This window comes from Rhodobium orientis, assembly GCF_003258835.1.
Lineage (GTDB): Bacteria > Pseudomonadota > Alphaproteobacteria > Rhizobiales > Rhodobiaceae > Rhodobium > Rhodobium orientis.
This window is the reverse complement of record NZ_NPEV01000005.1, coordinates 114,947-141,696: the sequence shown is the minus strand read 5'-3', so window position 1 is coordinate 141,696 and position 26,750 is coordinate 114,947. Positions and strand designations below refer to the sequence as shown.

30 protein-coding genes are annotated in these 26,750 nt (G+C 65.8%); 12 read left to right on the top strand and 18 right to left on the bottom strand.

The window, feature by feature from the left end:
- The coding region (locus tag CH339_RS24575) for a DUF6455 family protein (RefSeq protein ID WP_170138400.1) at positions 1-317 on the top strand (317 nt) is incomplete at its 5' end.
- A 10-nt stretch (positions 318-327) separates the two neighbouring features.
- On the opposite strand, the gene CH339_RS04345 is transcribed toward CH339_RS24575, so the two are convergent.
- On the bottom strand, positions 328-1,584 hold the full coding sequence (locus tag CH339_RS04345) for an MFS transporter (protein WP_111433054.1): 1,257 nt from the start codon (positions 1,582-1,584) through the stop codon (positions 328-330).
- A gap of 108 nt (positions 1,585-1,692) precedes the next feature.
- On the opposite strand from CH339_RS04345, the gene CH339_RS04340 reads away from it, so the two are divergent.
- The 3 genes from CH339_RS04340 (at position 1,693) to CH339_RS04330 (ending at position 3,418) form a co-directional block, all read left to right on the top strand.
- A complete protein-coding gene (locus tag CH339_RS04340; RefSeq protein WP_201240908.1) occupies positions 1,693-2,586 on the top strand; it encodes a LysR substrate-binding domain-containing protein in 894 nt (297 codons plus the stop codon).
- 29 nt (positions 2,587-2,615) lie between these two features.
- Entirely contained in the window at positions 2,616-3,065 is a 450-nt protein-coding gene (locus CH339_RS04335; RefSeq protein WP_111433053.1) for an NUDIX hydrolase, read from the top strand.
- Between the two features lie 92 nt (positions 3,066-3,157).
- Positions 3,158-3,418: a hypothetical protein gene (locus tag CH339_RS04330; RefSeq protein WP_111433052.1), complete on the top strand. Its 261-nt coding sequence runs from the start codon at positions 3,158-3,160 to the stop codon at positions 3,416-3,418.
- Between the two features lie 57 nt (positions 3,419-3,475).
- Here the strand turns inward: CH339_RS04330 and CH339_RS04325 are convergent, their stop codons facing one another.
- From CH339_RS04325 to CH339_RS04300, 6 genes are all read right to left on the bottom strand, one after another.
- The gene (locus CH339_RS04325; RefSeq protein ID WP_111433051.1) at positions 3,476-4,420 is read right to left on the bottom strand and encodes a hypothetical protein; all 945 of its coding nucleotides are present in this window, start codon (positions 4,418-4,420) and stop codon (positions 3,476-3,478) included.
- A 51-nt stretch (positions 4,421-4,471) separates the two neighbouring features.
- A complete protein-coding gene (locus tag CH339_RS04320; RefSeq protein WP_111433050.1) occupies positions 4,472-5,785 on the bottom strand; it encodes a TRAP transporter large permease in 1,314 nt (437 codons plus the stop codon).
- Positions 5,786-5,795: 10 nt separating this feature from the next.
- On the bottom strand, positions 5,796-6,329 hold the full coding sequence (locus tag CH339_RS04315) for a TRAP transporter small permease (RefSeq protein ID WP_111433049.1): 534 nt from the start codon (positions 6,327-6,329) through the stop codon (positions 5,796-5,798).
- 81 nt (positions 6,330-6,410) lie between these two features.
- Positions 6,411-7,385 (bottom strand): TRAP transporter substrate-binding protein, encoded by a 975-nt coding sequence (locus CH339_RS04310; protein WP_111433048.1) that lies wholly within the window; start codon positions 7,383-7,385, stop codon positions 6,411-6,413.
- Positions 7,386-7,428: 43 nt separating this feature from the next.
- Positions 7,429-8,700 (bottom strand): NAD(P)/FAD-dependent oxidoreductase, encoded by a 1,272-nt coding sequence (locus CH339_RS04305; RefSeq protein ID WP_111433047.1) that lies wholly within the window; start codon positions 8,698-8,700, stop codon positions 7,429-7,431.
- 104 nt (positions 8,701-8,804) lie between these two features.
- Positions 8,805-10,505 carry a thiamine pyrophosphate-binding protein gene (locus CH339_RS04300; protein WP_111433046.1) on the bottom strand — a complete coding sequence of 567 codons (1,701 nt, stop codon included), beginning with the start codon at positions 10,503-10,505 and terminating at the stop codon, positions 8,805-8,807.
- A gap of 109 nt (positions 10,506-10,614) precedes the next feature.
- Between CH339_RS04300 and CH339_RS04295 the strand changes: the two genes are divergently transcribed.
- Positions 10,615-11,340, top strand: coding sequence for an aspartate/glutamate racemase family protein (locus CH339_RS04295; RefSeq protein WP_111433045.1), 726 nt, complete (start codon positions 10,615-10,617; stop codon positions 11,338-11,340).
- 120 nt (positions 11,341-11,460) lie between these two features.
- Here CH339_RS04295 and CH339_RS04290 read toward each other — a convergent pair whose 3' ends face one another.
- From CH339_RS04290 to CH339_RS04245, 10 genes are all read right to left on the bottom strand, one after another.
- Positions 11,461-11,874, bottom strand: a complete 414-nt coding sequence (locus CH339_RS04290) for a bacteriohemerythrin (RefSeq protein WP_111433044.1) — start codon at positions 11,872-11,874, stop codon at positions 11,461-11,463.
- Positions 11,875-11,885: 11 nt separating this feature from the next.
- Positions 11,886-13,160, bottom strand: coding sequence for a TRAP transporter large permease (locus CH339_RS04285; protein WP_210207369.1), 1,275 nt, complete (start codon positions 13,158-13,160; stop codon positions 11,886-11,888).
- Positions 13,161-13,168: 8 nt separating this feature from the next.
- The gene (locus CH339_RS04280) at positions 13,169-13,678 is read right to left on the bottom strand and encodes a TRAP transporter small permease (protein ID WP_201240909.1); all 510 of its coding nucleotides are present in this window, start codon (positions 13,676-13,678) and stop codon (positions 13,169-13,171) included.
- A 28-nt stretch (positions 13,679-13,706) separates the two neighbouring features.
- Positions 13,707-14,729, bottom strand: coding sequence for a TRAP transporter substrate-binding protein (locus CH339_RS04275; RefSeq protein ID WP_111433041.1), 1,023 nt, complete (start codon positions 14,727-14,729; stop codon positions 13,707-13,709).
- A gap of 78 nt (positions 14,730-14,807) precedes the next feature.
- Positions 14,808-15,812, bottom strand: a complete 1,005-nt coding sequence (locus CH339_RS04270) for an aldo/keto reductase (RefSeq protein WP_111433040.1) — start codon at positions 15,810-15,812, stop codon at positions 14,808-14,810.
- Positions 15,813-15,846: 34 nt separating this feature from the next.
- Positions 15,847-16,794, bottom strand: a complete 948-nt coding sequence (locus CH339_RS04265) for a Gfo/Idh/MocA family oxidoreductase (protein ID WP_111433039.1) — start codon at positions 16,792-16,794, stop codon at positions 15,847-15,849.
- Positions 16,795-16,822: 28 nt separating this feature from the next.
- Positions 16,823-17,662, bottom strand: coding sequence for a class III extradiol dioxygenase subunit beta (locus CH339_RS04260; RefSeq protein ID WP_111433038.1), 840 nt, complete (start codon positions 17,660-17,662; stop codon positions 16,823-16,825).
- On the bottom strand, positions 17,655-18,047 hold the full coding sequence (ligA, locus tag CH339_RS04255) for a protocatechuate 4,5-dioxygenase subunit alpha (protein ID WP_111433037.1): 393 nt from the start codon (positions 18,045-18,047) through the stop codon (positions 17,655-17,657). The genes CH339_RS04260 and ligA overlap by 8 nt, the downstream gene beginning before the upstream one ends.
- Positions 18,044-18,970, bottom strand: a complete 927-nt coding sequence (locus CH339_RS04250) for an NAD(P)-dependent oxidoreductase (protein ID WP_111433036.1) — start codon at positions 18,968-18,970, stop codon at positions 18,044-18,046. The genes ligA and CH339_RS04250 overlap by 4 nt, the downstream gene beginning before the upstream one ends.
- 191 nt (positions 18,971-19,161) lie before the next feature.
- Complete coding sequence (locus CH339_RS04245; protein ID WP_244668977.1) at positions 19,162-20,385, bottom strand: LysR family transcriptional regulator; 1,224 nt, start codon at positions 20,383-20,385, stop codon at positions 19,162-19,164.
- A gap of 205 nt (positions 20,386-20,590) precedes the next feature.
- Between CH339_RS04245 and CH339_RS04240 the strand changes: the two genes are divergently transcribed.
- From CH339_RS04240 to CH339_RS04210, 7 genes are all read left to right on the top strand, one after another.
- The gene (locus CH339_RS04240) at positions 20,591-21,325 is read left to right on the top strand and encodes a PIG-L deacetylase family protein (protein WP_111433034.1); all 735 of its coding nucleotides are present in this window, start codon (positions 20,591-20,593) and stop codon (positions 21,323-21,325) included.
- Complete coding sequence (gene ligK / locus CH339_RS04235) at positions 21,325-21,999, top strand: 4-carboxy-4-hydroxy-2-oxoadipate aldolase/oxaloacetate decarboxylase (protein ID WP_111433033.1); 675 nt, start codon at positions 21,325-21,327, stop codon at positions 21,997-21,999. Before CH339_RS04240 ends, ligK begins: the two co-directional genes overlap by 1 nt.
- The gene (locus CH339_RS04230; RefSeq protein WP_111433032.1) at positions 21,992-23,050 is read left to right on the top strand and encodes a 4-oxalomesaconate tautomerase; all 1,059 of its coding nucleotides are present in this window, start codon (positions 21,992-21,994) and stop codon (positions 23,048-23,050) included. The genes ligK and CH339_RS04230 overlap by 8 nt, the downstream gene beginning before the upstream one ends.
- An 18-nt stretch (positions 23,051-23,068) precedes the next feature.
- Complete coding sequence (locus CH339_RS04225; RefSeq protein ID WP_111433031.1) at positions 23,069-23,935, top strand: amidohydrolase family protein; 867 nt, start codon at positions 23,069-23,071, stop codon at positions 23,933-23,935.
- Between the two features lie 26 nt (positions 23,936-23,961).
- Positions 23,962-24,309, top strand: coding sequence for a protocatechuate 4,5-dioxygenase subunit alpha (locus CH339_RS04220; RefSeq protein ID WP_111433030.1), 348 nt, complete (start codon positions 23,962-23,964; stop codon positions 24,307-24,309).
- A 5-nt stretch (positions 24,310-24,314) separates the two neighbouring features.
- Positions 24,315-25,157, top strand: a complete 843-nt coding sequence (locus CH339_RS04215; RefSeq protein ID WP_111433029.1) for a class III extradiol dioxygenase family protein — start codon at positions 24,315-24,317, stop codon at positions 25,155-25,157.
- A 90-nt stretch (positions 25,158-25,247) separates the two neighbouring features.
- Positions 25,248-25,679 (top strand): GlcG/HbpS family heme-binding protein, encoded by a 432-nt coding sequence (locus CH339_RS04210; protein ID WP_111433028.1) that lies wholly within the window; start codon positions 25,248-25,250, stop codon positions 25,677-25,679.
- Here CH339_RS04210 and CH339_RS04205 read toward each other — a convergent pair.
- Positions 25,667-26,596 carry a LysR family transcriptional regulator gene (locus tag CH339_RS04205; RefSeq protein WP_111433027.1) on the bottom strand — a complete coding sequence of 310 codons (930 nt, stop codon included), beginning with the start codon at positions 26,594-26,596 and terminating at the stop codon, positions 25,667-25,669. The genes CH339_RS04210 and CH339_RS04205 overlap by 13 nt on opposite strands.
- Positions 26,597-26,750 lie beyond the last annotated feature (154 nt).

The following is a 26,750-nucleotide window of genomic DNA, read 5'->3' as shown; positions in this document are numbered from 1 at the left end:
AGTCGTTTGGTTGGGCGTTGGTCACGATCCTGGTTCTGGCGGCAGCCGGCTATCTGGTCGTCGACCGGCTGAGGAAACGGATGAAGACCCGGCGCGAGGTGGTGCTGGGCGAAATGATGGACCGGCACGGCCTTGAGATGAAGCGCATCGTCGACGGCGGCCTCGAAGAGGAACTCGTCGCCTGCGCCCGTCAATGCATGAACTGCCAGCACTACGACACCTGCCTGGAGCGCATGGAGACGGAGGAAAAGCCGGCCTATTGCGACATTTGCCCCAATGCCGATTTCCTCGACGGCCTGAAGGGCCAGCAGGCCTGAGCGGCGTCCCTCACCCGCCGAAGGCCGGCTCCGGCCGCGGTGCCGCCCGCTCCTGCACGACCAGATGGGCGATGGCCGAGAGCACGCCGAGGGCGATCGCCAGGTACCAGACCTGGTCGTAGCTGCCAGTGCGCTCGAAGAACACGCCACCGAGCCAGACCCCGGCGAAACTGCCGAGCTGGTGGGACAGGAACACGAAGCCGAACAGCGTTCCCATCGCCCGCGGCCCGAACATCGTCAGCACCAGGGCACTGGTCAGCGGCACGGTGGAAAGCCACAACACCCCCATGACGAGCGCAAAGATCATCACCGAGGCCGGCGTCACCGGCAGCGTGATGAAGGCGAGGATGACGACGGCCCTCAGTGCATAGATTGCGGCCAGCACATAGGGTTTTGGGAACCGCGTGCCGAGCCGCGAGGCGAAGAGCGTGCCGAAGATGTTGGCAAGCCCGGCGAGCGCCAGCGCCCGTAAGCCCAGCGCCCGCAACTCCGCGGCCGAGGCCGTCGACATACAAAAATTCTGCACATAGTTCGGCAGATGCGCGGTGATGAAGGCGAGGTGGAAGCCGCAGACGAAGAACCCGGCGGCCAGCAGCAGATAGCTTGAATGCCCGAAGGCCTGGCGGATGGTCCGCGTCATCTTCTCCGCATCGGCGGGTGCCGCCGCCGGACCCGTCCTGACCTTCAGGAACGGGATGCAAAGCGCCATCGGCGCCAGCATCGCGGTGATGACGATGAGCGTCATCCGCCAGTCGAGGAACTCGATCAACCAGGCGACCATGAGCGGCAGGGCGACCTGGCCGGCCGATCCGATGGCCGATGCAATGCCGAGATAGCTGGCGCGCTTTTCCTCCGGCGCCGAGCGACCAACGACGGCAAGGACTGTGCCGAATGCGGTTCCGGAAATCCCCATGCCGACGAGGACGCCCGCCCCCATGTGCTGGGCGAACGGCGTCGTGCCGATAACGCAGATCAGCATGCCCGCCACATAGCAGCCAAATCCGAGCCACAGCGCGCGCCGGTCGCCGAACCTGTCGGCGACGATGCCGAACGCCGGCTGGGCGAGCCCCCAGACAAGGTTCTGGATCGCGATCGACAGCGAAAAGACGTCGATCCGGCCGCCGAAGAGATCGTTGGACAGGGGCTCGACAATGCCGCCGAAGACCGATCGCACGCCGAAGGCGAGCGCCAGCACGATGCCGCCCGCAACGACGATCGTCATGGCGTCCCGGTTGTTGTCCGCTGCAGTCCCCGACGTCGTCGCCATGTCCTTGGTGCCGCTCCTCGCCTTGCCCGGGCCGGAGCACCCGAAGGCCGCTCCGCGATATTGACCGCAAGGCTAGCAACATCATAGACTTTCGAATAGCGAAAATGATTGAACTCAGACATTCGGTTTCCTGAAGTGAACTCCACCTTCGACATCGACGCCCTGCGCACCATGGTCGCCGGCATCGAGCTCGGCAGCTTCGCCCGGGCGGCCATACAGCTCGGCCGGTCGCAGTCGGCGATCAGCATGCAGTTGAAGAAGCTGGAGCAGCAGGCCGGCACGCGCCTCTTCGAGCGCAAGGGGCGAGGCCTCGTTCCCACCGAGGCCGGCGAGGCGCTCGCCGCCTATGCACGGCGGATCGTCGCCCTCAACGACGAAGCGGCCCGCGCCCTCGGTGCCGCGGCCGTGCCGGCGACGGTGCGCCTCGGCCTGCCGCAGGATTTCTTCGACGACATCATGCCGGCAACGCTCGCGGCATTCGCCGAGCGCCATCCGGGGGTCCATGTGGACGTCCGCGCCGGCCCGAACCACCTCCTGCAGGACCACGTCCGCGCCGGCCGCCTCGACGGCGCCATCGCCTTTTTCGCCGAAGGCGCAGCCGGCGACGGCGAGCGCCTCGGCACGATGCCGATGCGTTGGCTCGCCCATGAGACATACGCTCCGGCGGCCCCCCCTGTCCCCCTCGTCCTCTTCGACCACCCCTGCCTGTTCCGCCAGGCGGCCCTTGCGGCCCTCGACCGGGCGGCAACGCGCTGGCGTGCCGCGGTGACGACGCCAAGCCTGCCCGGCATCTGGGGTGCGCTTCGCTCCAGCCTCGGCATCGCCGTGCGCACCGGCCACGGCCTGCCGGACGATATGATCTGCCTTGGCAAGGATGCCGGCCTGCCGCCCCTTCCCGCTATAGACCTCAGGATGCTCCGCTCCGACAACCCGCAGGAACCGGCCGGCGACCTCTGCACGCTGCTGAAAGCCGAGACGCTGGCGCGGGTCATTCCGGCCTGACCTCTCCGAAAGAAACCGAAAAGACCCGCATGCCCGATATCGCGACCACAAGCCCTCATCCCTACCCCATTCCGGCGACCATCGCCGCCGTCTGGCACGAGGACCGCATCCTCCTCGTGCGCCGCGCCAATCCGCCCGATGCCGGCCGCTGGGGCTTTCCCGGCGGCAAGATCGAGGCCGGCGAGCCGATCGAACGCGCCGCCGTCCGCGAACTCTTAGAAGAGACCGGGATTGAGGGCCGCGCGCGCCAGGTCTTCACCGCCGTCGACGCCTTCGACAAGGACGACGACGGACGGCTGCGCCGGCACTACGTGCTGATCGCGGTCCTGTGCGATTTCGTTGCCGGAACGCCGGTCGCCGGCGACGACGCGCTGGAGGCGCGCTGGTTCCAACTCGACGATCTGGAGGACGCCGGCCTCGCGCTCAGCCTCGACGTCGCCGACGTGGCGCGCCAGGCCGCCGCCCTCGCCGGCGCCTAGCGGCGTCGCCGTCGTCCCGCGGCGTCAACACAATCGCAACCAGTTCGCCCCTCACACTGGCCGCATCGAAACATTGCCAGGGAGAATCGCCCATGTCTTTCGCCACGCCCACTCGTGTCCTCGCCCTCGCCGCCGTGCTCGGCACCGCCATTGCCATTCAGCCGGCCCCGTCCTTCGCCGGCAACAATCAACAGGTGTTCATGGAGCGCGCCATCCAGCACCTGCTCGAGGCCCGCAGGGAGCTGGAAAAGGCCAGCCGCAACAAGGGCGGCCACCGCGTCAAGGCGATCCAGTTGACCGACATGGCGATCGACGAGGTCAAGCGCGGCATGCGCTTCGCCAAGAATCACTAGCCGGAACAATCGGCGGGCCAACGGGCCGGCGAAAAGCGCCGGCCCGTTGGCCCGTTGTCATGCGCGCGGGCCGTCCGCCTTCGCCCCCGCGTAAAGCCGGCCGAGGATCAGCGGCGTCAGGTACATCGGGATCTGGTAGCAGCCGATGAAGAGGAGCAGCGGATCGGTGATGGCGGCCGGCAGCGCGGTCAGGAAGAGCGCGATGTTGCGATTGCCGGCGACGATGGAAAACGCCACCCGCTCGCGGCTGACACCCAGCGCGCCGAGGACGACGAAGGCGGCGATCTGAAGTCCGAAATTGGCGGCAAAGGCAAAGGCGAGCGTGCCGACGAGGCGCAAGGGCTCTTCGCGCAGCGCCGGACCGACGGCCGCCATCAGGCCGATGACGGCGACCGCCAGTGCCAGCGCCGAAATGCCATCGACGACCTGCAGCGCCTCCGGCGTCGGGGTTTTGAGGATCAGCCGGCGCAGGACAAAGGCGGCCGCACCGGCCCCGACGATCAGGATGAGAAGCCTCAGGGCGGCCGCTGCGACGACCCCGGCATCGCCGAGCGCCGGCGTCGCCCAGAAGACGGGCACGACCGTCAGAGGCACGGCAGCGGTGCCCATCAGCAGGAGCCGCAGGGCCGGCGCCGGATCGCTGCCGGCAAGCAGCGTCAGGTTCGGGCTGCCGGAGATCGAGGGCGCTGCCGCCATCAGCACGAGGCCCGCGGCGAGCGGCGCGGAAATCCCAAGGAACAGAAAACCGAGGGCAAGGCCGAGCGGCAGCAGGAGTTGGTAGAGCCCGACGATGCCGGCGCCGGAACCGAGGTCGCGCAGCTTTCCCGCCGCCTCGCGCGGGCCGATCCGGAACGCGGCGATGAAGAGGAGCCCGGCGACGATTTCCGGCAGGTACGGTTTCATCGCCGCGGCAAGGCCGGGAAAGGCGACGCCGCAAACCAGCCCGGCGACCAGCACCAGGCGCCCGTTCGCCGCCACAAGGCGCAAGAGACGGGCGATCATTGCCGGCCGCGCCGACAAACAGCCCCGTTCATGTGCCGTGCCCCCATCGTACTAGCCGCCCGGCCGCGTGCGCATATTGTCCGGCAGCCAGGTGGCGAGATCCGGAAAGGCGATCAGCACGAAGACCATCACCACCATGATCAGGAACATCGGAAAGGCGGCGCGGGCGATGACGTTCATTTCGTGGTCGGTCATGCCCTGCAGGACGAAGAGGTTGAAACCGATCGGCGGCGTGATCTGCGCCATCTCCACGACGACGACGATGAAGATGCCGAACCAGATGACGTCGATGCCGGCGGCGCGGATCATCGGCTCGATGACGGCCATGGTAAGGACGACGGAGGAGATGCCGTCGAGGAAGCAGCCGAGTACGATGTAGAAGACGAGCAGCGCCATCAGCAGTTCGAACCGCGTCAGCTCCATGGAGCCGATGAAGGCGGCGAGCCCGCGCGGCAGCCCGGTAAAGCCCATGGACAGCGACAGGAAGGCGGCGCCGGCGAGAATGAGCGCGATCATCGCCGAGGTTCGGGTCGCACCCATCAGGCTCTCGATGAAGGTCGAGAACGTCAGCGAGCGCTGGCCCGCGGCAAGGGTCAGGGAACCGATGACGCCGAAGGCGGCCGCTTCCGTCGCCGTGGCAAAGCCCAGATACATGGAACCGATGACGAGCAGGATGAGGCAGATGACCGGGATCAGGAAGCGCGAGTTCTTCAGCTTCTCCCAGAGGCTCATCTCCGGGTCGGGCGTCGGGTCGAAGTTGCGCGCCACTTTGGAGTAGACCGCCACATAGGTCATGAACATCGCCGCCAGCACGATGCCGGGAAGAACGCCGGCCATGAACAGCTTGGTGACGGATTCGTTGATCGAGACGCCGTAGACGATGAGCGTCAGCGAGGGCGGGATCATCAGCCCGAGCGTGGCGGCGCCGGCCAGCGTGCCGATGATCATGTGTTCGGGATAGTTGCGCTGGCGCAGCTCCGGGATCGACATCTTGCCGACGGTGGTCAGCGTCGCCGCCGACGAGCCGGAGACCGCGGCAAACACCGTGCAGCCGACGATGTTGGTGTGGATCAGCCCGCCCGGCAGCCGCGCCATCCATGGCGACAGGCCGCGGAACATGTCCTCCGACAGGCGCGTGCGGTAGAGGATCTCGCCCATCCAGATGAACAGCGGCAGCGCCGTAAGCGTCCACGACGAGGACGACGTCCAGATCGTCGTGATCATGGCATCGCCGGGACCGCGGCTGGTGAAGAGCTCCATGCCGACGAACGCGACGCCGAGCAGCGCCAGCCCGACCCAGATGCCGGTACCGAGAAGCAGGAAGAGGACGAAAAGGAAGACGGCAATCGGCGCAAGCTGTTCCATAGGTCCGCCCCTATTCGCCGTGGCTCTGGTCGACCGTGTCGGCCGTGATGCCGTGCTGGCCGGTGAGGATGAGGCGGATCAGGTGGTCCCAGAACGCGACCGCCAGAAGCACCGTTCCGGCCGCCATGGAGAGCTGCGGGATCCAGACCGGCGTCGCGTCGAGCCCCTGGCTGATGTCGTTCAGCTTGTGCGACCAGTAGGTGCCGCGGACGGCGAACCAGGCGAAATAGCTGGCCGTCGCCGCGCCGATGGCAAAGCACCAGATCTCCAGCCAGCGCCTATGCTTGCCGAGCGCGTTGAGAAGGATCGAGACGCGGATATGGGCGCCGTGGTTGAGCGCATAGGCAAAGGCGAAGAACGACGCCCCGGCCATGCAGTAGCCGGCATAGTCGGTGGCTCCGGGAAAGACGTGGCCGGTCCAGCGCGCCAGCATCTGCAGGACGATGATGACGAGGATGGCGATCATGAAGAGCGCCGCGATGACGCCGCCGCCGAGATAGAGAAGGTCGAGAACGCGCCTCAACGTCCGGCCGATCGCCGCCATGAAACCCCCGTCCGGTTTGAGATGGTGTCCGCCCAAAACGGGGCCGGCGGCAAAGCGCCGGCCCCGAAAAAAGCTGCGCGGTCACATGGCCTTGTAGGCGTCGATGACGGCCTTGCCTTCGTCGCCGGCGCTTTCCAGCCATTCGTTGGTCATGGTATCGCCGATCGCCTTGAGATCCTTGACGAGCTGGTCGCTCGCCGGACCGACGGTCATGCCGCCTTCCTTCAGGCCATCCAGCGTGAACTGGGTGTAGTCCTTGGCGCGCTGCAGGCCGTTGGCCTTGGCCGTCGCGGCGCAGTCGGTGAACACGGTCTTTGTCGCCTCGTCGAGACCGTCCCAGCTATCCTTGTTGACGAAGATGGCGTTGCGCGGCAGCCAGGCGTCGACCTCGTAGAAGTGCGACAGGTGCTCCCAGACCTTGCGGTCGTAGCCGGTGGCACCGGACGAGATGAAGGCCTCGGCAACGCCGGTGGCGAGCGCCTGGCTGAGTTCGGCCGCTTCCACCTGCACCGGCAGCATGCCGGTCAGCTCGGCCATGCGGGCGGTGGCGGTGGAATAGGAGCGGAACTTGATGCCCTTGAGGTCTTCCACCGAGTCCACCGCCTTGTTGACGTAGAGCCCCTGGGGCGGCCACGGCACGGAATAGAGATAGACGAGGTTCTGCTCTTCCAGGGCCTTCTTGACGGTGTCCTGGGCCGCCTTCCAGAGCTTTTCGTGGGCGTCGAACGAAGTCGCCAGGAACGGAATGGAATCGACGCCGAAGATCGGGTTCTCGTTCTGGTGGGCGGACAGGAGGCGCTCGCCGATGGGCGCCTGGCCGGTCTGCACCGCGCGCTTGATCTCGTTGCCCTTGAACAGCGAGCCGGACGGATGGGTGACGACCTCGATCGCGCCATCGGTGCCCTTGGTCACGCAGGCGGCGAATTCGGCGGCGTTCTCCGAGTGGTAATTGGTTGCCGCATAGGCGAGCGGCATGTCCCACTTCTCCGCCAGGGCGGACGTGGCGCCGACCGCGACGAGTGCTGTCGTCGCAAGAAGCGTTGCGAGTCGTTTCATCGGTGTTCTCCCTCTGTTGGACGGCATACTGGTCCGCCTGATCCTATTGAAATCGCGAAGGCGCATAGGGTGCAAGGTCGATATTCGGCGTCTTGCCGGAAATCATCTGCGAAATCAGCCGTCCGGTCTTCGGCCCGCCGGTCAGGCCCACATGGTGGTGGCCGTAGCCGAGATAGGCGTTTTCAACGCCCGGAACCGGGCCGATCAGCGGGATGGAGTCCGACGGCGCCGGCCTGTGGCCCATCCATTCCTCGGTCTTTTTCCAGGTCAGGCCGGGGATCGCCGCCGTGATGTTGCGCATCAGGAGATCGAACGGAGCGCGCGAGGGCGAGGCCTCAAGGCCGCCGAATTCGACGATACCGGCAAGCCGGAGCCGGCCTTCCATGGGCGTTGCGACGAACTTGCCGGACGCAATCATCGACGGCGACTTCGGCATCATGCTCGGCTCGAAGAGCTCGATGTGGTAGCCGCGCTCGCTTTCCAGCGGCACGGTAAGGCCGAGCTTGCCCGTCAGGTCCTTCGACCAGGAGCCGGTCGCCAGCACGGCGGCCTCGCACGGGATCGTCTCGCCGCCGGCGCGGACACCCGTCACCCTGCCGTTCTCACGGGAAAAATCGGTGACCTCGGCGGTGATCCGCCGCCCGCCATTGGCGACGAAATGGGCGGCGAGGTCCTTCACATAGCGACCCGGATCGGCGATCCGCCCGTGGTTCTTCAAGACCGCGGCAAAGCCGATTTCCTTTGCGAACACCGGGTCGTAGGCCTGGAATTCCGGTCCTTCCAGTTCGTCCCATTCGAAGCGGTGGACCTTCCGGACCGACCAGCCGAAGGCGTCTTCCTCGAAATGGGCGCGGTCGCGGTAGAGGTAGAGATAGTCGCTCGGCACCAGCCATTTTTCCGCCGGCGTGCCGGCGGCAAGCGCCTGGTGGTCGGCAAGGCTGTCGCCGATGATGGGGCATAGCGCCTCGGCGATGCGCTTGGTGTCCTTGGCGTTGGCGTGGCTGATGTAGCGCAGCAGCCAGGGCATCAGCTTCGGCAGGTACGACCACTTCAGGAACAGCGGCTCGTTGGGGCTGAACAGCATCTTCGGGGCCTTCAGGAACAGCCCCGGCACGGTCACCGGCACGACGGCGCAGGACGCCAGAATGCCGCCATTGCCGTAGCTGGTGCCGTCGCCCGGTTCGCCCCTGTCGATCAGCACCACGTCGTGGCCGTCGCGCTGCAGCCACAGCGCGCTCGCCACCCCGACGATCCCCGCACCGACGACCGCAACGGTCTTGCGGCCGGTTTCCCGGTCTTGTCCACCCTCAGCCATGTTGTTCCCCTGGCGCTTTTGCGCCTATTGCGGTCATGGTATCACCGATCGGTATTTTAACAACAAATCATCGACATATTATCGATGAATACTGTCGCACCGGATCACGCCACCCATTCCGAGACCGGCGCCGCCGCTTCGTGCAGCGGCTGGGAAATCACGTCGACGAGCGTCGGCCCGTCATGGGCGAGTGCCTCGCGAAGGACGCCGGAAAGCTCGGCCGGATCCTCGACCCGCCAGGACTTGATGCCGTAGGCGGCCGCCACCGCGGCATGGTCGGTGCTCGAAAAGTCGACATTGTAGAAGCGCTGGCCGAAGCCGGAATTCTGGCCGGCCTTGATCCAGCCGAAGACCGAATTGGAAAAGACGATCGAGGTGATCGGCATCCGGTAGCGCGTGATCGTCTCGAACTCGCCGACGCAGAAGCCGAACGAGCCGTCGCCCATCACCGCCACCGTCCTGACGTCCGGCCGGCCCACATGGGCGCCCATGGCGGCCCCGAGGGCATAGCCCAGTCCGCCGTGGCCGCGGTTGGTGATGAAGTGGCGCCCGGCCTTGCGCCAGCGGTAATGGGCCGAGAAATAGGGGCACGGCGTTCCCGGATCGGCGACGATGATGGCATCGTCGTCAAGGAGCTCGGAAAGCGCCTGGATGACCCGCTCCGGGCGGATCGGCGTCTCGGTGCTTGCCGCCAGCGGCGCGAAATCGGCCAGCTTCGCCTTCCAGGCGGCGGCGGCCCGTGCCCGCCCGTCCTGCGGCTCTGCTGCGCCCATCGCCTCCAGTTCGGCGTTGAGGGCGGCCAGCGCCAGCCTGGCATCGGCGGCGATGGCGACCTCGGTGGGGTAGTTGGCGCCGATCACCATCGGATCGCTGTCGATATGGATGACCGGGCGGCCCGGCGGCGGCGAGCGCCAGCGCTCCGTCGTCACCGAACCGGTGCGGCAGCCGACGAAGACGACGAGGTCGGCGGCATCGACGACGGCGCGGGTCGCCGCCACCCCGCCATTGGAGCCGACGACGCCGAGCGCCTGGGGATCGGTTTCGGCGATCGCCCCCTGGCCGGACACCGATGTGGCGACCGCCAGGTCCAGCCGGTGGGCAAGCGCCTTCAGTTCGGCCTCGGCACCCGAAATCACGGGGCCGCCGCCGCAGACGAGGACGGCGGAGCGGGCATTGGCGAGAAGCTTCGCCGCCTCCCGGATGGCCGCCGGATCGGGCGCTGCGGGTTCCGCCGGAAAGGTCCTGTGCCGTTCGTCGACCCAGATCTCCTCCCCGTCGACCGGCCCCTTCTGGGTGTCGAACGGAAACGCCAGATGCGCCGTTCCGGGCCGCCCGGTGGTCATCGCCCGGAACGCGGCGCGCACCATCGCCGGCAGCCGGCCGGCATCGTCCAGCGAGGCGTTCCACTTGGTCAGCGGCCGGAACAGCGCCGTCTGGTCGAGTTCGGTCAGCGGATAGCGGCCGCGCGCCGTCGTCGAGACGTCCGTGGTGATGGCAAGGATCGGGATCGAGCTTTCATTGGCTTCCACGACGCCGGGAAGGATGTAGGTCGCCCCGCCCCCGGACGGGCCCTCGCAGACGCCCGGCCGTCCGGTGACCCGGGCATAGCCGTCGGCCATATAGGCGGCATGGCGTTCGTCGCGGGTCAGGAAATGGGTAATGCCGTGGTCGAGCCGGGAAAGCGCATCGTAGAACGGCAGCGTGGTGTCGCCGCACAGTCCGAACATGTGCTTCACGCCGTGGCGCTGGAGCATGAGGACCATCGCCTCCGCCCCGGTCAACTGATTGGAAAAGGCCTGGCCCATGTGACGCTGGAACTCCTTATGTCCTGACCTTTTGGTGGTATCGTTAAGCTGGACCATTGAGAGTAGGCACGGCCTTGGCCATGGGGTCAAGCAACTGAAAGGAGTTCCCATGAGGGTAACGGGTGGCAAATCGATCTATGGCGCTTCCGTCGGCATCCTGATGCTGGATGCCAAATTTCCGCGCATCCCCGGGGACATGGGCAATGCCGAGACGTGGCCCTTCCCCGTGCTCTACCGGGTCGTGCGCGAGGCCTCGCCGGACCGGGTGGTGCGCAAGCGGGCGGAGGGCCTGCTCGATGCCTTCATCCGGGCGGCCCGCGACCTGGTTGCCGACGGCGTCGACGGCATCACCACCAATTGCGGCTTCCTGTCGCTGTTCCAGCAGGAGCTCGCCGATGCCGTGGAGGTGCCCGTTGCCACCTCGTCGCTGATGCAGGTCAACCTCGTCAACCAGCTCCTGCCGAAAGGCCGGCGCGCCGGCATCCTGACGATTTCCGGCTCGACGCTGACGGAGGAGCATCTGTCAAAGGCCAATGTGCCGCTCGACACGCCGATCGGCTCGACCGAGCGCGGCCGGGAGTTCAGCCGGGTCGTCTTGTCCGACGAAATGGAAATGGACGTGGAGGCCGCCCGCCGCGACAATGTGGAGGCCGCCCGCGACCTGCAGGCGGGAAATCCCGACCTCGGCGCCATCGTGCTGGAATGCACCAACATGATGCCCTATGCCGACGACATCCGGGTCACCACCGGGCTGCCGGTGTTTTCGATCGAGAGTTTCGTGACCTGGTTCCAGGGCGGGCTGCGGCCGCGCCGCTATCCGCTCAACCACCTGTAAGAGCGCTCGACACGACACGTCAGGGCCGGGCGGCGGCAGCCACCCTCCCGTCGCCGCATCGGCCCTTCCGTCACGATATCCGATAAGAGATGGGACCGCAGCGGGACCCGGCGCTTGGCGTCAGGCCGGTTCCTTCTTCTTGGCGAGGATGTAGTCGCGGTACTTCATGTCCTCGGTCATGATGTGGTTGCGCAGCCATTCCACCAGGAAGTCGTTGACCACCTCGCCGACCTGGAACGGGCTTTCCGCCGCCCGCCGATAGGTCTTCTTGATGGTCTCAAGCCATTCCACGAACGCCTTGTGCTCCTCGATGTGGTGCTTGAGGTCGGGGAAGCCCTCGTCGCGCATATAGATCTCTTCGCGCGCGAAGTGCTCTTCCGCGTAATCCTCCAGCTCGGCGATGATTTCGGCCATGTCGATCTCGCTGCGATCGGCATGCTGCAGCATGTCGATGAGCTGGAACAGACCCTTGTGGTCGTCGTCGATGGCCTCATCGCCGACGCTGTATTCCTGTGACCATTTGGATTCGATCATATGATGAAATCCTAGAGCAATCCGAGCGCGAGCCAAGGGAAGAGGATGAGAAGACCGAGCCGAACCATGTCGGAAAGGACGAACGGGAAGACGCCCTTGAAGATTTCGCGGATCGGGACTTCCGGTGCAACCGTCTTGATGACGAAGACATTCATGCCGACAGGCGGCGTGATCAGGCCGAGTTCCACGGTGATGACGGAGATGACGCCGAACCAGATCGGATCGAAGCCCGCCGCCGTCACGATCGGGAACACGACCGGCACCGTCAGGAGCAGCATGGCGATGCTGTCCATGACACAGCCGAGCAGCATGTAGAGCAGCAGGACCGCCAGCAGGATGGCATAGGGCGGCAGGCCGAGGCTGCCGACGAACTCGACCAGCGTGAAGGAGATGCGCGACACCGTCAGGAAGGTGCCGAAGATCTCCGCGCCGATGATCATGAAGAAGATCATGGCGGACAGGAACAGCGTCTCCTCGATCGCCTCGCGGAACTGGACCAGCGACAGGCCGCGGACAAGGGCGATGAGGAAGGTGCCGGCGGCGCCGACGGCGGCAGCCTCGGTCGGCGTGAAGAAGCCGCCATAGATGCCGCCGATGATGAAGGCGAAGATGCCGCCGAACGGGGCAAGGCCCTTGAGGCCGACGATCTTTTCCTTGAGCGTCGTCGGATCGCCGGGGGTCGCAAGGTTCGGCCGGACGGCGACGAGGATGGCGATCGCCACGCAGTAAAGGATGAGGCCGAGGATGCCCGGCATGATGCCGGCAATGAACATCTGGCCGACCGACTGTTCGGTGATCAGCGCGTAGAGCAAGAGCGCGATCGAGGGCGGGATCATGATGCCGAGGGTGCCGCCGGCGGCAAGCGTTCCGGTCGCCAACGACGAGGCATAGCCGCGCTTTCGCATCTCCGGCAGCGCGACCCGGGCCATGCTGGCGGCAGTCGCCAGCGACGAGCCGGAAATCGCGGAAAAGACGCCGCAGGAGGTAACCGCGGCAAGCGCCATGCCGCCCCGCCAGCCGCCGAACAGCGTTCGCGCCCCGGAGAACAGCTCCGCCGACATCTTCGCCTTGGAGGCAAACACCCCCATCAGGATGAACATCGGGATCGGACTGAAATCGAAATTGGTGAGCGTTTCGAACGGCCCGGTATCGAGGATCGAAAAGGCCGGCGGGAACGCCACGATGAGGCCGAAACCGACGAAGCCGGTTGCCGCCATGGCCAGCGAGACCGGGCAGCGGACCGCGATCAGCGCCAGCATGCCGGCGATACAGATATATCCAATCACCGACGCACTCATGAGGTCTTCAGCCCTTTGCCGATCTCATCGATGGCGACGAACAGCCCGCGCAAGCCGAGCATGAAGGTCGCAAACGCGCTGATCGCATAGATGTAGGTGAGCGGGATCAGCAGGTCCTGGGTGGTCTCGCCGGTCATGGCGACCCGTTCGACGCTCTCGTAGAAGCGGGTGGCCATTGCGAACCCCAGGAAGCTGAACCCGAGCGTATAGATGCCGGCGAGCAGCATCTTCAGCCGCTCGCTCATGTTTTCGGTAAAGAGGTCGACGATGACCTGGCCGCGGCTGACCGAATAGGGCAGTGCAAACAGCACCATGAACAGGAGGCTGTAGCTGACGATCTCCACGCCGCCGCGGATGGTCAGATCGAGGCCGCCGTCCGTCATCCCGAACAGGGCGCGGGTAACGACCTCGATCAAGACCGTCACGGCCATGACGATGAGGAGAACGCCGGCCACCATGTGCATGGCGTGCGCAATACGGCGGATGACGTTCGTCAGGAGGCGCACGATCGCTTAACTCCCCTCGTCCGGCTGCCTAGCGGCAGCTCTGGGCCAGTTCCAGGGCCCGGTCGTAGACCTTCTGGCCGGGCAGGCCCTTGTCTTCGAGCTCCTTGATGTAGGCCTCGGTCGCACCGGTCAGCGCCGGCTTCCAGTCCGGATTGTCGATGCCGCCCTCGATCTCGATGATCTCGTGGCCGGCCTCCTCGGCCTGCTTGCGGCCCTTGACGTCGAGCGCGTCGAAGACCGCGCCGCCCTTCTCGGACCATTCCTTGCCGCTGTTGGCGTCGATGATCTTCTTCAGGTCGTCCGGCAGGCCGTCATAGACGCTCTTGTTCATGGCGACGACGAAGGAGAGCGTATAGAGGCCACCGACCTCGGTGTGATGCTTTGCCAGTTCGTTGAGGCGGAACGCCAGCGCGCCCTCCCAGGGCAGCGCCACGCCGTCGATGACGCCGCGCTGCATCGACTGGTAGGAAGCCGGGGCCGGCATGCCGACCGGCTGGGCACCGAAGTCCTCCAGCAGCTTGGCGACGACCGTGGTCGGCCGGCGGATGCGCAGGCCGGCGAGATCGGCCGGCACCTTGACGGCCTTGTCGGCGGTATGGATCAGGCCGGGGCCGTGCGTCATCAGGAACAGCGGATGGGTGTCGGCATATTCGTCGGCGAGTAGGCCTTCGTCGTACAGGCCCTGCAGGATGCAGGAGCCGTGCTTGCCGTTCTTGGCAAGGCCCGGCAGCTCCACGATCTGGGTCAGCGGAAAGCGGTTCGCCGAATAGCCCTGGATGGTCATTGTGGCATCCATGATGCCGGTCTTCACCGATTCGTACTGAGCCGGCGGCTTGGCCAGGGTCGACGAGGGATAGATCTCTACCGAGATACGGCCCTCGGAGTCGGCCTCGACCTTCTCGCCCCATTTCGCCAGGAGATCCTTGTGGATGCCGGCGACCGACGGCCACAGATGGCCGAGGCGGAGCGTGACGTCGGCGGCACTGGCCGGCGCGAAGCTGGCGAGCGCAACGGCCGTGGCCGCTGCGGCAGTCATCAGGATTTTCTTCATCGTGCTCTCCCTTTGGGTTTCCTTGATGTCATCCGGCCGGTTTTTTTCTTGGCGCGTCCGACCGGTCGTATGGGATCGTCAGACTTCGCTTTGCGCGAACTCCTCCGTATCGATTTCCTTTTGCGTTCCGGCCGGATAGCGCGGACCGTGCACCGTCTTTTCGTTGATGAGCGCCTCGCAGCGGGCAATCGTCTCCGGCGAGAGCGTCACGTCCGCCGCGCCTGCATTCTCGGCCAGATGGTCGAGGCGGGTGGTGCCGGGCAGCGCGATGATGTGGTCGCCCTTGGCCAGCACCCAGGCAAGCGCCAGCTCGGCCATGGAACAGCCCGCGTCTTTCGCGATCTCCGCGAACCCGTCGAGCAGCGCAAGGTTCCTGGCATAGGTGTCCGGCTGGAACCGCGGCATGCCCTTGCGCAAATCCTTGTCCTCAAGCACGGCGACGTCCCGCAGCGTGCCGGTGAGGAACTTGCGGGCCAGCGGCGAGAACGCGACGAAGGCCGCGCCGATTTCCGCGCAAGCCTCGATGACGCCGATTTCCGGGTTCCGCGTCCACAGCGAGTATTCGGACTGCACCGCGGTGACGGGGTGGACGGCATGGGCCTTCTTCACGGTGGCGGCCGAGACCTCCGACAGGCCGATCGTCCTGATCTTGCCTTCGCCCACCATGTCGGCGAGCGCACCGATGCTCTCCTCGACCGGCACGGACTTGTCCCAGCGGTGCAGGTAGCAAAGGTCGAGGACGTCGGTCTTGAGGTTCCTCAGCGAGTTCTCCACCGTCCGGCGCAGCACGTCCGGCCGGCCATTGATCTCGCGCTTTCCCTCCGCGTTCTTGTCCATGCCGCACTTGCTGGCGAGCAGGAACGCGTCGCGCCGCGCCGACAGCGTCCTGCCGACCAGCTTCTCGTTCTCGCCGAAGCCGTAGAGCGCGGCCGTGTCGAACAGCGTGTAGCCGAGATCGAGCGCCTTCAGCAGCAGCTCGGACCCCGCCTCCTCGCCCGGCGGCGTGCCGTAGGCGTGGGACAGGTTCATGCAGCCGACGGCGACCGCGGAACTGTCGAAGGGGCCGAGTTTGCGCTGTTGCAAGGCTGTCTCCGCTGTTTCGCTGCGACTGGCTCGCCTAGGACTGGAACGACTTCTCGATCTTGTCCAGAGTTTCCATCGCCGGCAGGCACTGGGCAACCGAGCCATTCGGCTCACACCCCTCGGCGATGGCGGAGACGAATTCCCGGTCGATCAGCTCGATGCCGTTGTTGGAGACGGCGACGCCGGAAAGGTCGATCTGTTCTTCCTTGCCGTTGAAGAGGTCGTCGTAGCGGGCGATGTAGGTGCCGTTGTTGCAGATATAGCGGAAATAGGTGCCGAGCGGGCCGTCATTGTTGAAGGACAGCGACAGGGTGCAGAGCGCCCCCGACGGCACCTTCATGACGATGCCCATGTCCATGGTGATGCCGAGCTCCGGATGCACCGGCCCCTGCACGCCCATGGCCTCGGAAGCCGTCTCGCCGGTCTGGTACTGGAAGAGGTCGACCGTGTGGCAGGCGTGGTGCCACAGCAGGTGGTCGGTCCAGGTGCGCGGCTCGCCGAGCGCATTGAGGTTGGAGCGGCGGAAGAAGAAGGTCTGCACGTCCATTTGCAGCACCTTGATCTCGCCGGCCTCGATCTTGTTGTGGATCCACTGGTGGCTCGGATTGAAGCGCCGCACATGGCCGGCCATGGCGGTCAGGCCCGTTTCCTGCTGGACCTTCACGACTTCCCGGGAGTCCGCCAGGTTGTCGGCCATCGGGATCTCGACCAGCACATGCTTGCCGGCCTTCATGCACTGGATCGCCTGGGCGGCGTGGATCTGGGTCGGGGTGGCGAGGATCACGGCCTCGACGTCGTCGCGCGCAAGGCTATCGGCGAGATCCTTGGTGGCGTGCGGAATGCCGCGCTCGGCCGCGAAGGCGTCGATGTCGTCCGGTCCGCCGCCGACGACGGAGACGACCTCGACCTCGTCGATCTTGGCCAGCGCATCCAGATGCTTTCGCCCGAAGGCTCCGGCGGCGCCTGCAACACAGATTTTCATCGAAAAGACTCCACTTGAATTCTTTGACTTATTTCGGTTCCAGCACCAGGTGCCCGACGGCCGTGTTGGAGGCCGGGACGTGATAGTGCCGGTGCAGCTCCTTGACGTCATCGCCGAGCGCGCCGCGCATCACCAGCCACATGACCAGTTCGATGCCCTCCGAGCCGGCATCGCGCAGATAATCCACATGGGGGATCGCGGCCGCCGCGTCCGGATCGTTGACGAGCAAGTCCAGAAAACGCTGGTCGAATTCCGGGTTGATGAGGCCGGCGCGCTGGGCCTGGAGCTGGTGCGACATGCCGCCGGTGCCGAAGACGACGACCCGCATGTCGTGCGGGAAGCTCTCGATCGCCTTACGGATCGCCTTGCCGAACTGCAGGCAGCGGTTGCCCGTCGGGGGCGGATACTGCACCACGTTGACGGCGAGCGGAATGACCGCGCAGGGCCAGGCATGCGGCTGGCCGAAGGCGAGCGACAGCGGCACGGTGAGCCCGTGGTCGACCTCCATGTCGTTGACGATGGTGATGTCGAACTCATCGAGGATGACCGACTGGGCGATGTGCCAGGCAAGCTCCGGATGGCCGTGCACCGTCGGCACCGGCCGCGCGCCCCAGCCCTCGTCGGCGGGGGCGTATTCCGCCGCGCAGCCGAGCGCAAAGGTCGGGATCAGTTCCAGCGAGAACGCCGTCGCATGGTCGTTGTAGACGACGAAGACGACGTCCGGCTTCACCTCCTCGATCCACTTGCGCGACCACTCGTAGCCGGCAAACACCGGCTGCCAGTACGGCTCCTCGGTCTTGGCCTGGTCGATGGCAACGCCGATCGCCGGCACATGGGAGGTGGCGTATCCGCCGACAATCTTAGCCATTGTCCCAGTCCCCCTTCGTCCGGTTGCCCTCGATGGGCCGCCCGCCGGCAAGCATCATCTCGCGATAGGCGTCGCGGTCCATGCCGGTCATGATCGCGGCGAGGTCCTGGAAGGTGATGCCGTCGGTCGCCGCCAGCTTCGAGGTGTAATAGATGTTGCCGCCGAGCCGCAGCATCTCGTTCCAGTCGCGGCTCAGCACCGCCTGGCGCTGCTCGGCCGTCATCGGATAGCGGTCGAGATAGGCCGCCTCGTCGGCTAGGAACGCCTCGCGGTTCTTCGCCTGCCTCAACGACATGCAGAACATGTTGAGGTGATAGCCCTGCCGGGACTGTTCGGCGTCGAACACGAAGGTCCCCGGGATGTCGTGGTAGTCGTTGCCGCTCATGCCGCGTCCTCCCTGGATATCAGCTTGGCGATCAGCGCATCGGCGAGCGCCTGGTAGTCCCCCTGCCCGTCGGCTTTTATTCCGAGCTCGCCGACCTGCTGTTGCCAGTCGACGGTCGCCCGGGCCATCCGGCCGGTCAGCCCCAGCTCGTCGACGGTCAGCGCCACCTCGCGCATTTCGGCAGCCCGGCGAAGCCCGTGCGTCGCCGACCGCTCCAGCATGTAGGCCGCGCGGCGCGCGAACCCGAAATCGGGGAACGTGTCATCGAGCGAGGCCAGAACCACCTCGTCGACGCCTGCACGCCGTCCGGACAGGACGCACTCCAGAAACAGCGCCTCCAGCCCCTTCATCATGACGGAACGGATCATCTTGATCGACGAGGCCGCCCCGACATCGCCGTCGACGACGGTCGCCGCCATGCCGAGATCGGAAAGCACGGCAAGTCCGGCCTCGGCATGCGGGCCGCTGATCAGCATCGGTGCCTTGTGGCGCTTCGGATAGACCGGTGCCACCACAGCCGTGTCCACATAGCGACCGCCGGCCGCCTCGATCGCCTCCGCCGCCTTCCTCTTGGCGCCCGGCGAGCAGGAATTGCAGTCGAAATAAAGAGCGCCCCCGGCGATATGCGCCGCGGCGCCCTCCGCGACGATCAGCGCCTGGTCGGCGGTCACGGTGGAAAAGACGAGCGCCGCGCCGGAGAGCGCTTCTGCGGCGCTGTCGCATCCGACGATGCCGACGCGGGCATAGTCGGCGCGCTTGCCCTCGGCAACGGCCGCCTCGCTGCTGTCGGTCTTGATGTCATAGGCGCGAACGGCGCCCGCATCGACGCCCTCGTCCGACAGCCAGCCGGAAGCGAAGGCCTCGCCCGCTTCGCCGAACCCTATGAATGCCGCTGGATGTGTCGTCGTCGGGGCCTGTCGCACCGCTGTCTCTCTGGTTGTGGAACGCGATCCGCCAAAAAACTTTTAGGACTTTCCGGGACGTTCCTATCAGTCTTTTAGCATTCAAACTTTCAAGATCGAAATTGATTAGGTTTCCTCGCTATTCAAATTTTGAATAGAGAAAATGTTATCTGCCGTATCTTTTTGCAGCCCTTTGCAGGCTTTGGCAACCCTCACGCGACCTCCGCTCCGCCGCTGAGACGCCCCGCCTCGCGCAGGCAGTCGAGGAACCGGCTCTGGGTCACCGTCGGCCGCCAGCCGCGCCTCAGCGTGACGCCGATCGGCCGCCACATCCCCGCCGGTAGGTCGACATTGAGCGGGGATAAGAGCCCCATGCTGCGCTCGTGGCGGATCTGGTGGGCGGAGGTCAGGGTCAGCCGGTCGCTTTTCAACAGGAGCTCACGGATCAGCACCATGGAGCTCGATTCCACGATCGATGCCGGCATCGGCCGGCCGGAAAAGAGCCGGTCGAAATAGGCTCTGGTCGGCGTGTTTTCCCGCGGCACGGCCCAGGGGTAGGCGGCGAGATCGTCGAGCGTGATCTTCGCCTTGCCGGCCAGCGGATGGTCAGTGCGCGCGACCACCAGCAGCGGATCGGAGAACAGCGCCTCCTGCGAGACGTCGTCGATTGGCACGGGATCGCGCAGGGCCCCGACGAGAAGGTCGATCTCGCCATGCCGGAGATCGTGCAGGAGGTCATTGTAGGGCCCGTCGACGACACTTACCCGCACCTCTGGCCGTTCCTGCGTCAGAAGGTTGATCGCCGCCGGCAGCACATAGGCACGCGGCAGCGGCAGCGCGCCGACGACGATGGTCGCAGCATCGATGCCGAGCGTTTCCTCGATTTCCGAGAAACCCTGCTCCAGCTCGGCAAAGGCGAGCTTGACGGCCTGGGAGAGCGCCACGGCGGCCGGCGTCAGCTCGATGCCCTGGCTGGTCTTTGAGAACAGCGTCAGGCCGGAGAGCCGCTCCAGGTCCCGCGCGGCGCGGTGCAGCGTCGGCTGGGAGATGCCCACATTGCGCGCGGCAAGGCTGAAATTGCCGGCCCGCGAGACGGCGACGAGTGCGCGAAGCTGCGCCGTCGTCAGCAACTGGTCGAAATTGGCAAAGCCGCGCCCGCCCTTCTTGGCGCCGATCCTGACCGCTTCGCGCGCGCCGGTGCGAATAAGTCCGAGCGCCCGTTCCGAACGTCCCAGAAACATCTCACCCGTCTCGGTCGGGATCATGCCGTCGCTACGCCGCTCGAACAGGGCCGTACCGAGCTGTTCCTCAAGCTTGGCGATCGCCTGGGTGATCGCCGGCTGCGACAGGTGCACGCGGCCGGCCGCGCCGCTGACGCTTCTTGTGGCGGCAACCTCGCGAAACGCGCGCAGGTGCCGGAAATTGGGAACCCTCATATTCATTTTTTCTTGAGTGCCTAAAAAGTGCCAACTCCGTATTCACTCGTATATAGCAGTTTCTTATAGCGGATGAAAAACAATCAAATAGCTTTTCCGCCCCGATTGCGGATGATAGCGATCGCAAAAACCCCGCCGGCCGCAACCGCCGGGGATAAATGCAGGGACGATCCGGACCCTGCCCCGCAAAACAGAAGAGGCGTCGATGACCGACAAAAAAACCGCCCTCGTAATCAGTGCCCACGCCGCCGACTTCGTCTGGCGCTGCGGCGGCGCAATCGCGCTCCACCAGGAAAAAGGCTACGAGGTCACCATTGCGTGCCTCTCCTTCGGCGAGCGCGGCGAGTCGGCAAAGCTGTGGAAGCAGGACGGCATGACGCTGGATCAGGTGAAGGTCGCCCGCAAGGGCGAGGCCGAAGCCGCCGCCGCCGCCCTCGGCGCCCACGACATCCAGTTCCTCGATGCCGGCGACTATCCGCTGGACCTTGATCGCGACCAGAAGTTCAAGCTCGTCGACCTGATCCGCAAGGTCCAACCGAGCTTCATGATGAGCCACTCGCTCTACGATCCCTACAACACCGACCACATGTACGCGACCAACGTCGCCATGGAGTGCCGGATGATCGCCCAGGCCTGGGGCCACAATCCGGGCGAGAAGGTGCTGGGCGCGCCGCAGCTCTACCTGTTCGAGCCGCACCAGACCGAGCAGATGGGCTGGAAGCCCGACGTCTTCCTCGACATCACCCCGGTCTGGGACAAGAAGCGCGCGGCCATCGAATGCATGCAGGGCCAGGAGCACCTGTGGACCTACTACACGAACGTCGCCGAAAATCGCGGCAACCACTTCCGTCGCAATTCCGGCGGCCAGGCGGGCGGGCGCGCGGCGAAATACGCCGAAGGCTTCCAGTCGATCTATCCGCGCACCGTGGACGAGCTGTGATGGGTGGCGTCGTCGTTCAGAACGTGCCCCGTGCGCCCCGCGAGATCGTTGAGGCGCTCGGCAAATGCGGTGTCGCCACCGTCCATGAGGCGCAGGGCCGCAAGGGCCTCCTCGCCCCCTACATGACGCCGATCTATGCCGGTGCCCGGCTCGGCGCCTCGGCCGTCACCATCTCCGCGCCCCCGGGCGACAACTGGATGGTCCATGTGGCCATCGAGCAGGTCAAGGACGGCGACATCCTCGTCCTTGCCCCGACCTCGCCCTGCGAGGACGGCTATTTCGGCGATCTGCTCGCCACCTCCATGCGCGCCCGCGGCGGCCTCGGCCTCGTCATCGATGCCGGCGTGCGCGATGTGCGCGACCTCACCGAGATGGGCTTTCCGGTCTGGTCGAAGGCGGTCCATGCACAGGGCACGGTCAAGGAGACCGTCGGTTCGGTTAACATTCCGGTCGTGTGCGCCGGTGCGCTGGTCAATCCCGGCGACATCGTCGTCGCCGACGACGACGGCGTCTGCGTCGTTGCCCTTGCCGAGGCCGAAGAGGTCCTGAAGAAGGCCCAGGACCGTGAGGCCAAGGAAGAGGACAAGAGAAAGCGGCTGGCGGCCGGCGAACTCGGCCTCGACATCTACGGCATGCGCGAGCGGCTCGCCGAAAAGGGCCTCAAATATGTCTGATGGCATTCGCTGCATGTGGATGCGCGGCGGCACGTCCAAGGGTGGCTACTTCCTGGCCGACGAACTACCCGCCGACCTTGCCGCCCGCGATGCGTTCCTGCTCGGCGTCATGGGCTCGCCCGACCCGCGCCAGATCGACGGCATGGGCGGCGCCGATCCCCTCACCTCCAAGGTCGGCGTGGTCAGGAAATCGACGCGCGACGGCGTTGATGTCGACTATCTGTTCCTGCAGGTTTTTGTCGACCAGGCCATCGTCACCGACACCCAGAACTGCGGCAACATCCTTGCCGGCATCGCCCCCTTCGCCATCGAGCGCGGCCTCGTTGACGCCGAGGACGGCGAGACGCCGGTCACCATCTATATGGAAAACACCGGCCAGATCGCCGTCGCCAGGGTCCAGACCCCCGGCGGCACTGTCACCTACAAGGGCGATGCCTGCATCGACGGCGTGCCGGGAACGGCAGCCCCCGTTCCGGTCTCCTTCCGGGACACCGCCGGCTCCACCTGCGGCGCGCTGCTGCCGACCGGCAATGCGGTCGATGTGGTCGAGGGCGTCGAGGTCACCATGATCGACAACGGCATGCCCGTCGTCGTCATGCGCGCCGCCGACCTCGGCATCACCGGCACGGAAAGCCGGGCCAAGCTCGACGACGACGAGGCCCTGAAGGCGCGGCTGGAGAAAATCCGCCTTGCCGCCGGGCACCTGATGAATCTCGGCGACGTGACGGAAAAGTCGGTGCCGAAGATGACCATGGTCTCCAAGGCGACCAAGGGCGGGGTTCTCTCCACCCGGACCTTCATCCCCCATCGTTGCCACGCCTCCATCGGCGTCCTCGGCGCGGTCAGCGTCGCCACCGCCTGCATGCTGCCGGGAAGCCCGGCGGCAGAGATCGCCGAGATCCCGGAGGGCACACGCAAGACGCTCGAGATAGAGCACCCCATCGGCGCGATGTCCGTCGTCGTCGAGGTCGACGGCGACGGTGCCATCCTCGATGCCGCGATCCTGCGCACGGCGCGAAAATTGTTCGACGGCGAAGTTTTTGCGCCCTGAGCGCGACGGAGTTTCTTGATGAGCTACATGCCCTTTCACCCGAACCCGTCGAAACCGGCCTTCACGCCGCCCGTCGGCGCGGTCGATGCCCACTGCCACGTCTTCGGGCCGGCGGACAAATTCCCGTTCGCGCCGGAGCGCAAATACACGCCCTGCGATGCATCCAAGGACCAGCTTTTTGCACTCCGCGACCATCTCGGCTTTTCGCGCAACGTCATCGTCCAGGCGACCTGCCACGGCAAGGACAACCGCGCCCTCGTCGATGCCCTGAAGAGCGCCGGCGAACTTGCCCGCGGCGTTGCCTCGGTCGGACCGGACGTCACAGACGCTGAATTGCAGGCTATGCACCGCGCGGGCGTGCGCGGCGTGCGCTTCAATTTCGTCAAGCGCCTGGTCGATGCCACCCCGAAGGAAGTGTTCCTTGGGATCGCCTCGCGGATCGCCGAGCTCGGCTGGCACGTGGTGGTCTATTTCGAGGCCGAGAATCTGGAAGAGTTGATCCCGTTCCTCAAGGAAATCCCGACGACCATCGTCGTGGATCACATGGGCCGGCCGGACGTCGCAAAGGGCGTCGACCATCCCGATTTCCAGCGCTTCGTCGACCTGATGGCCGATGAGCAAAAAATCTGGACCAAGGTGAGCTGCCCGGAGCGTCTCAGCGTCGAGGGCCCGCCCGACTACAGCGACGTCGTGCCGTTCTCGCGGCTCCTGGTCGGACGCTTCACCGACCGGGTGCTTTGGGGCACCGACTGGCCGCACCCCAACATGAAGAGCCACATGCCGGACGACGGCAAGCTGGTCGACGTCATCCCGAACATTGCGCCGGAAAAAGACCAACAACAGGCGCTGCTCGTCGACAACCCGATGCGCCTTTACTGGAGCTGATGAGGATCAAACGGAGAGGAACCGCCATGACCCACAACAAGGAGCCGATCCCGGGCACCGTCATGTTCGACGGAACCCAGGCCATGAAGGGCTATGCCCTCAACAAGATGTGCTACTCGTTCAACAACAAGCAGAACCGTGAGGAATTCCTCGCCGACGAGGAGGCCTACATGGACAAGTACGGCCTCAACGATGAGCAGAAGCAGGCCGTCCGCGACAAGGTCGTGCTCGACCTGATCGCCGCCGGCGGTAACATCTACTACCTCGCCAAATTCGCCGGCATGTACGGCCTCAACGTCCAGGACGTCGGAGCCCAGCAGACCGGCATGTCGGTCGAGGATTTCAAGGAAAAACTGCGGCGCGCAGGGGAGTAACGACCATGGCACGTATCGTCGGTGGACTGACCACCTCCCACATCCCGGCAATCGGCAACGCCATTGCCCGCAAGATGTTCGAAGACCCGTACTGGAAGCCGTTCTTCGACGGCTACCCGCCGGTGCGCGAATGGCTCGACGAGGTCAAGCCGGACGTCGCCGTCGTCATCTACAACGACCACGGCCTCAACTTCTTCCTCGACAAGCAGCCGACCTTCGCGATCGGTGCGGCGCCCGAATACCGCAACGACGACGAGGGCTGGGGCATCCCGACGATCGCCCCCTTCAAGGGCGACCCGGCATTCTCCTGGCACCTGATCGACAATCTCGTCCATGACGATTTCGACCTGGTGACCTGCCAGGAAATGCTGGTCGACCACGGCTTCACCGTGCCGATGCAGCTTTTCTGGCCGAACTATGCCGACATCGGCATCAAGACCGTGCCGCTGGTCATCAACACCGTGCAGCACCCCCTGCCCTCGCCGCGCCGCTGCTACAATCTCGGCAAGTCGCTCGGCAAGGCGATCGAGTCCTATCCTGAGGACCTGAAGGTCGTGATCCTCGGCACCGGCGGGCTGTCGCACCAGCTCGACGGCCAGCGGGCCGGCTTCATCAACAAGACCTTCGACCGGATGTGCATGGAAAAGATCGTCGACGATCCGGAGCACTTCCTCGACATGTCGATCCGGGACCTGGTCGTGGAAGCCGGCGCGCAAGGCGCCGAGTTTATCCTCTGGCTGGCCATGCGCGGCGCGCTGACCGGCAAGGTCACGGCCCGGCACAGCAACTACCACATCCCGATCTCCAATACGGCGTCCGGCCTCCTCTGCCTGGAAAACGCCGCCTGAGCGGACCGTTGCCGCACATTTTTCCGCCGGGCGGTCCGTAACGGGCGCGCCCGGCGTTTTTGTTTTGAAAAAACCGATGGAGACGCCGCCATGGTCACTCGCAGCCACATGATCGAGAGCATGACGCTTGAGGCTGCCCAGATGTTTGCCGACACCGCCGTCGACGTCGCCCTTGAAAAGGGCCTCAAGATCCACGTCACGGTGGTCGATGCGGCCGGCCACGTGCTGGTCTACCAGCGCATGGTCGGCGCGCCGTTCCCGGCCCGGGAGTTTTCAGAGAAGAAGGCCTACACCGCCGTCAGCTTCAAGAAGCCGACCTCGGCCTGGAAAGACCGCCTCAACGACAACCCGCATCTGGCCGCCGGCCTTTCCCAGCACCCGAAGGTGGCAATGATCGGCGGCGGCGCCCCGGTGTTCTACGGCGACGAGTGCATCGGCGCCGTCGGCATCGCCGGAGGCCTTGAAGGCGACGACATCGAGGTCGTCAAGGAAACGCTGAAGCGCACCGGTCACGAGACCTGACCGATCTCGCCCGTCACCGGTGCAGGATCGCCGGCGCAGACCGCCCGCACCACGTCGCGAAACCAGCGATGGGCCGGATCGGCATCGAGCCGCGGATGCCAGAGCATGGAGATCGTGAACTCCCTTGACGCTACGGGAAGCGGGAAACTCGCCATCCCGGCGCGGAGCGTCTCGGTGTGGCGTTCCGGAACACAGGCGACAAGGTCGGTGGCACGGGCAAGGCTGAGGGCGGTGGCAAAGCCGCCGACGACGATCGCGGCCTTGCGGGCAAGGCCGAGGGGCTCCAGCGCCGTGTCGATGTCGTCTGTCTTGCGCCGGCGCCGGGCGACCAGGATGTGGCCGGCGGCGGCGAAACGCTCCGCCGTGACGACGCCTGAAGAGAGCGGATGGCCGCTTCTGACGACCCCGATGAAACGGTCTCGGAACAACGCCCTTGCGCGCAGCTCCGGCCCCATGTCGGAGCCGATGACGCCGATTTCCAGATCGATGATGCCATCGCGCAAGAGCGAACTGTCCTTGTCCGGCTTCGGCTGCAGCCACAGGCGCACGCCCGGCGCCTCAAGGCCGATGCGCGCGATCAGTGCCGGCCCGAAGGTCTCGGCGAACCCCTCCCGGCTGCGCATGCTGAAGGTGCGCTCCAGCCGCGCCGGGTCGAGCCTTTCTGCCGGCCGCAGCGCGGCCAGGGCGCTGTCGACCAGCGGCCCGACCCGTTCCTTCAGCTCCAGCGCCCGCGGCGTCGGCACCAGGCCGCGCCCCGCCCGCACCAGAAGCGGATCGCCGGTCGCGGCGCGAAGCCGGGCGAGCGAGCGGCTCATCGCCGACGGGCTGAGCCGCAGCCGCCGCGCGGCGCCGGCAACGCTGCCCTCGGCAAGGAGCGCGTCAAGGGTGACGAGGAGGTTGAGATCGGGATGGTCCATGGGACCAGACTACCACGGCAGGCCGCAAATGACATGGCGCTCCATGCACTGATTGAATGCAAACGATGCGCCTTCCGCAATTGAGGATGTGTCCATAGCTTCCAGGAGTCCTGATCCTTTCCAAGATGGAGACCTCCTTGAAGCCGATACCCGC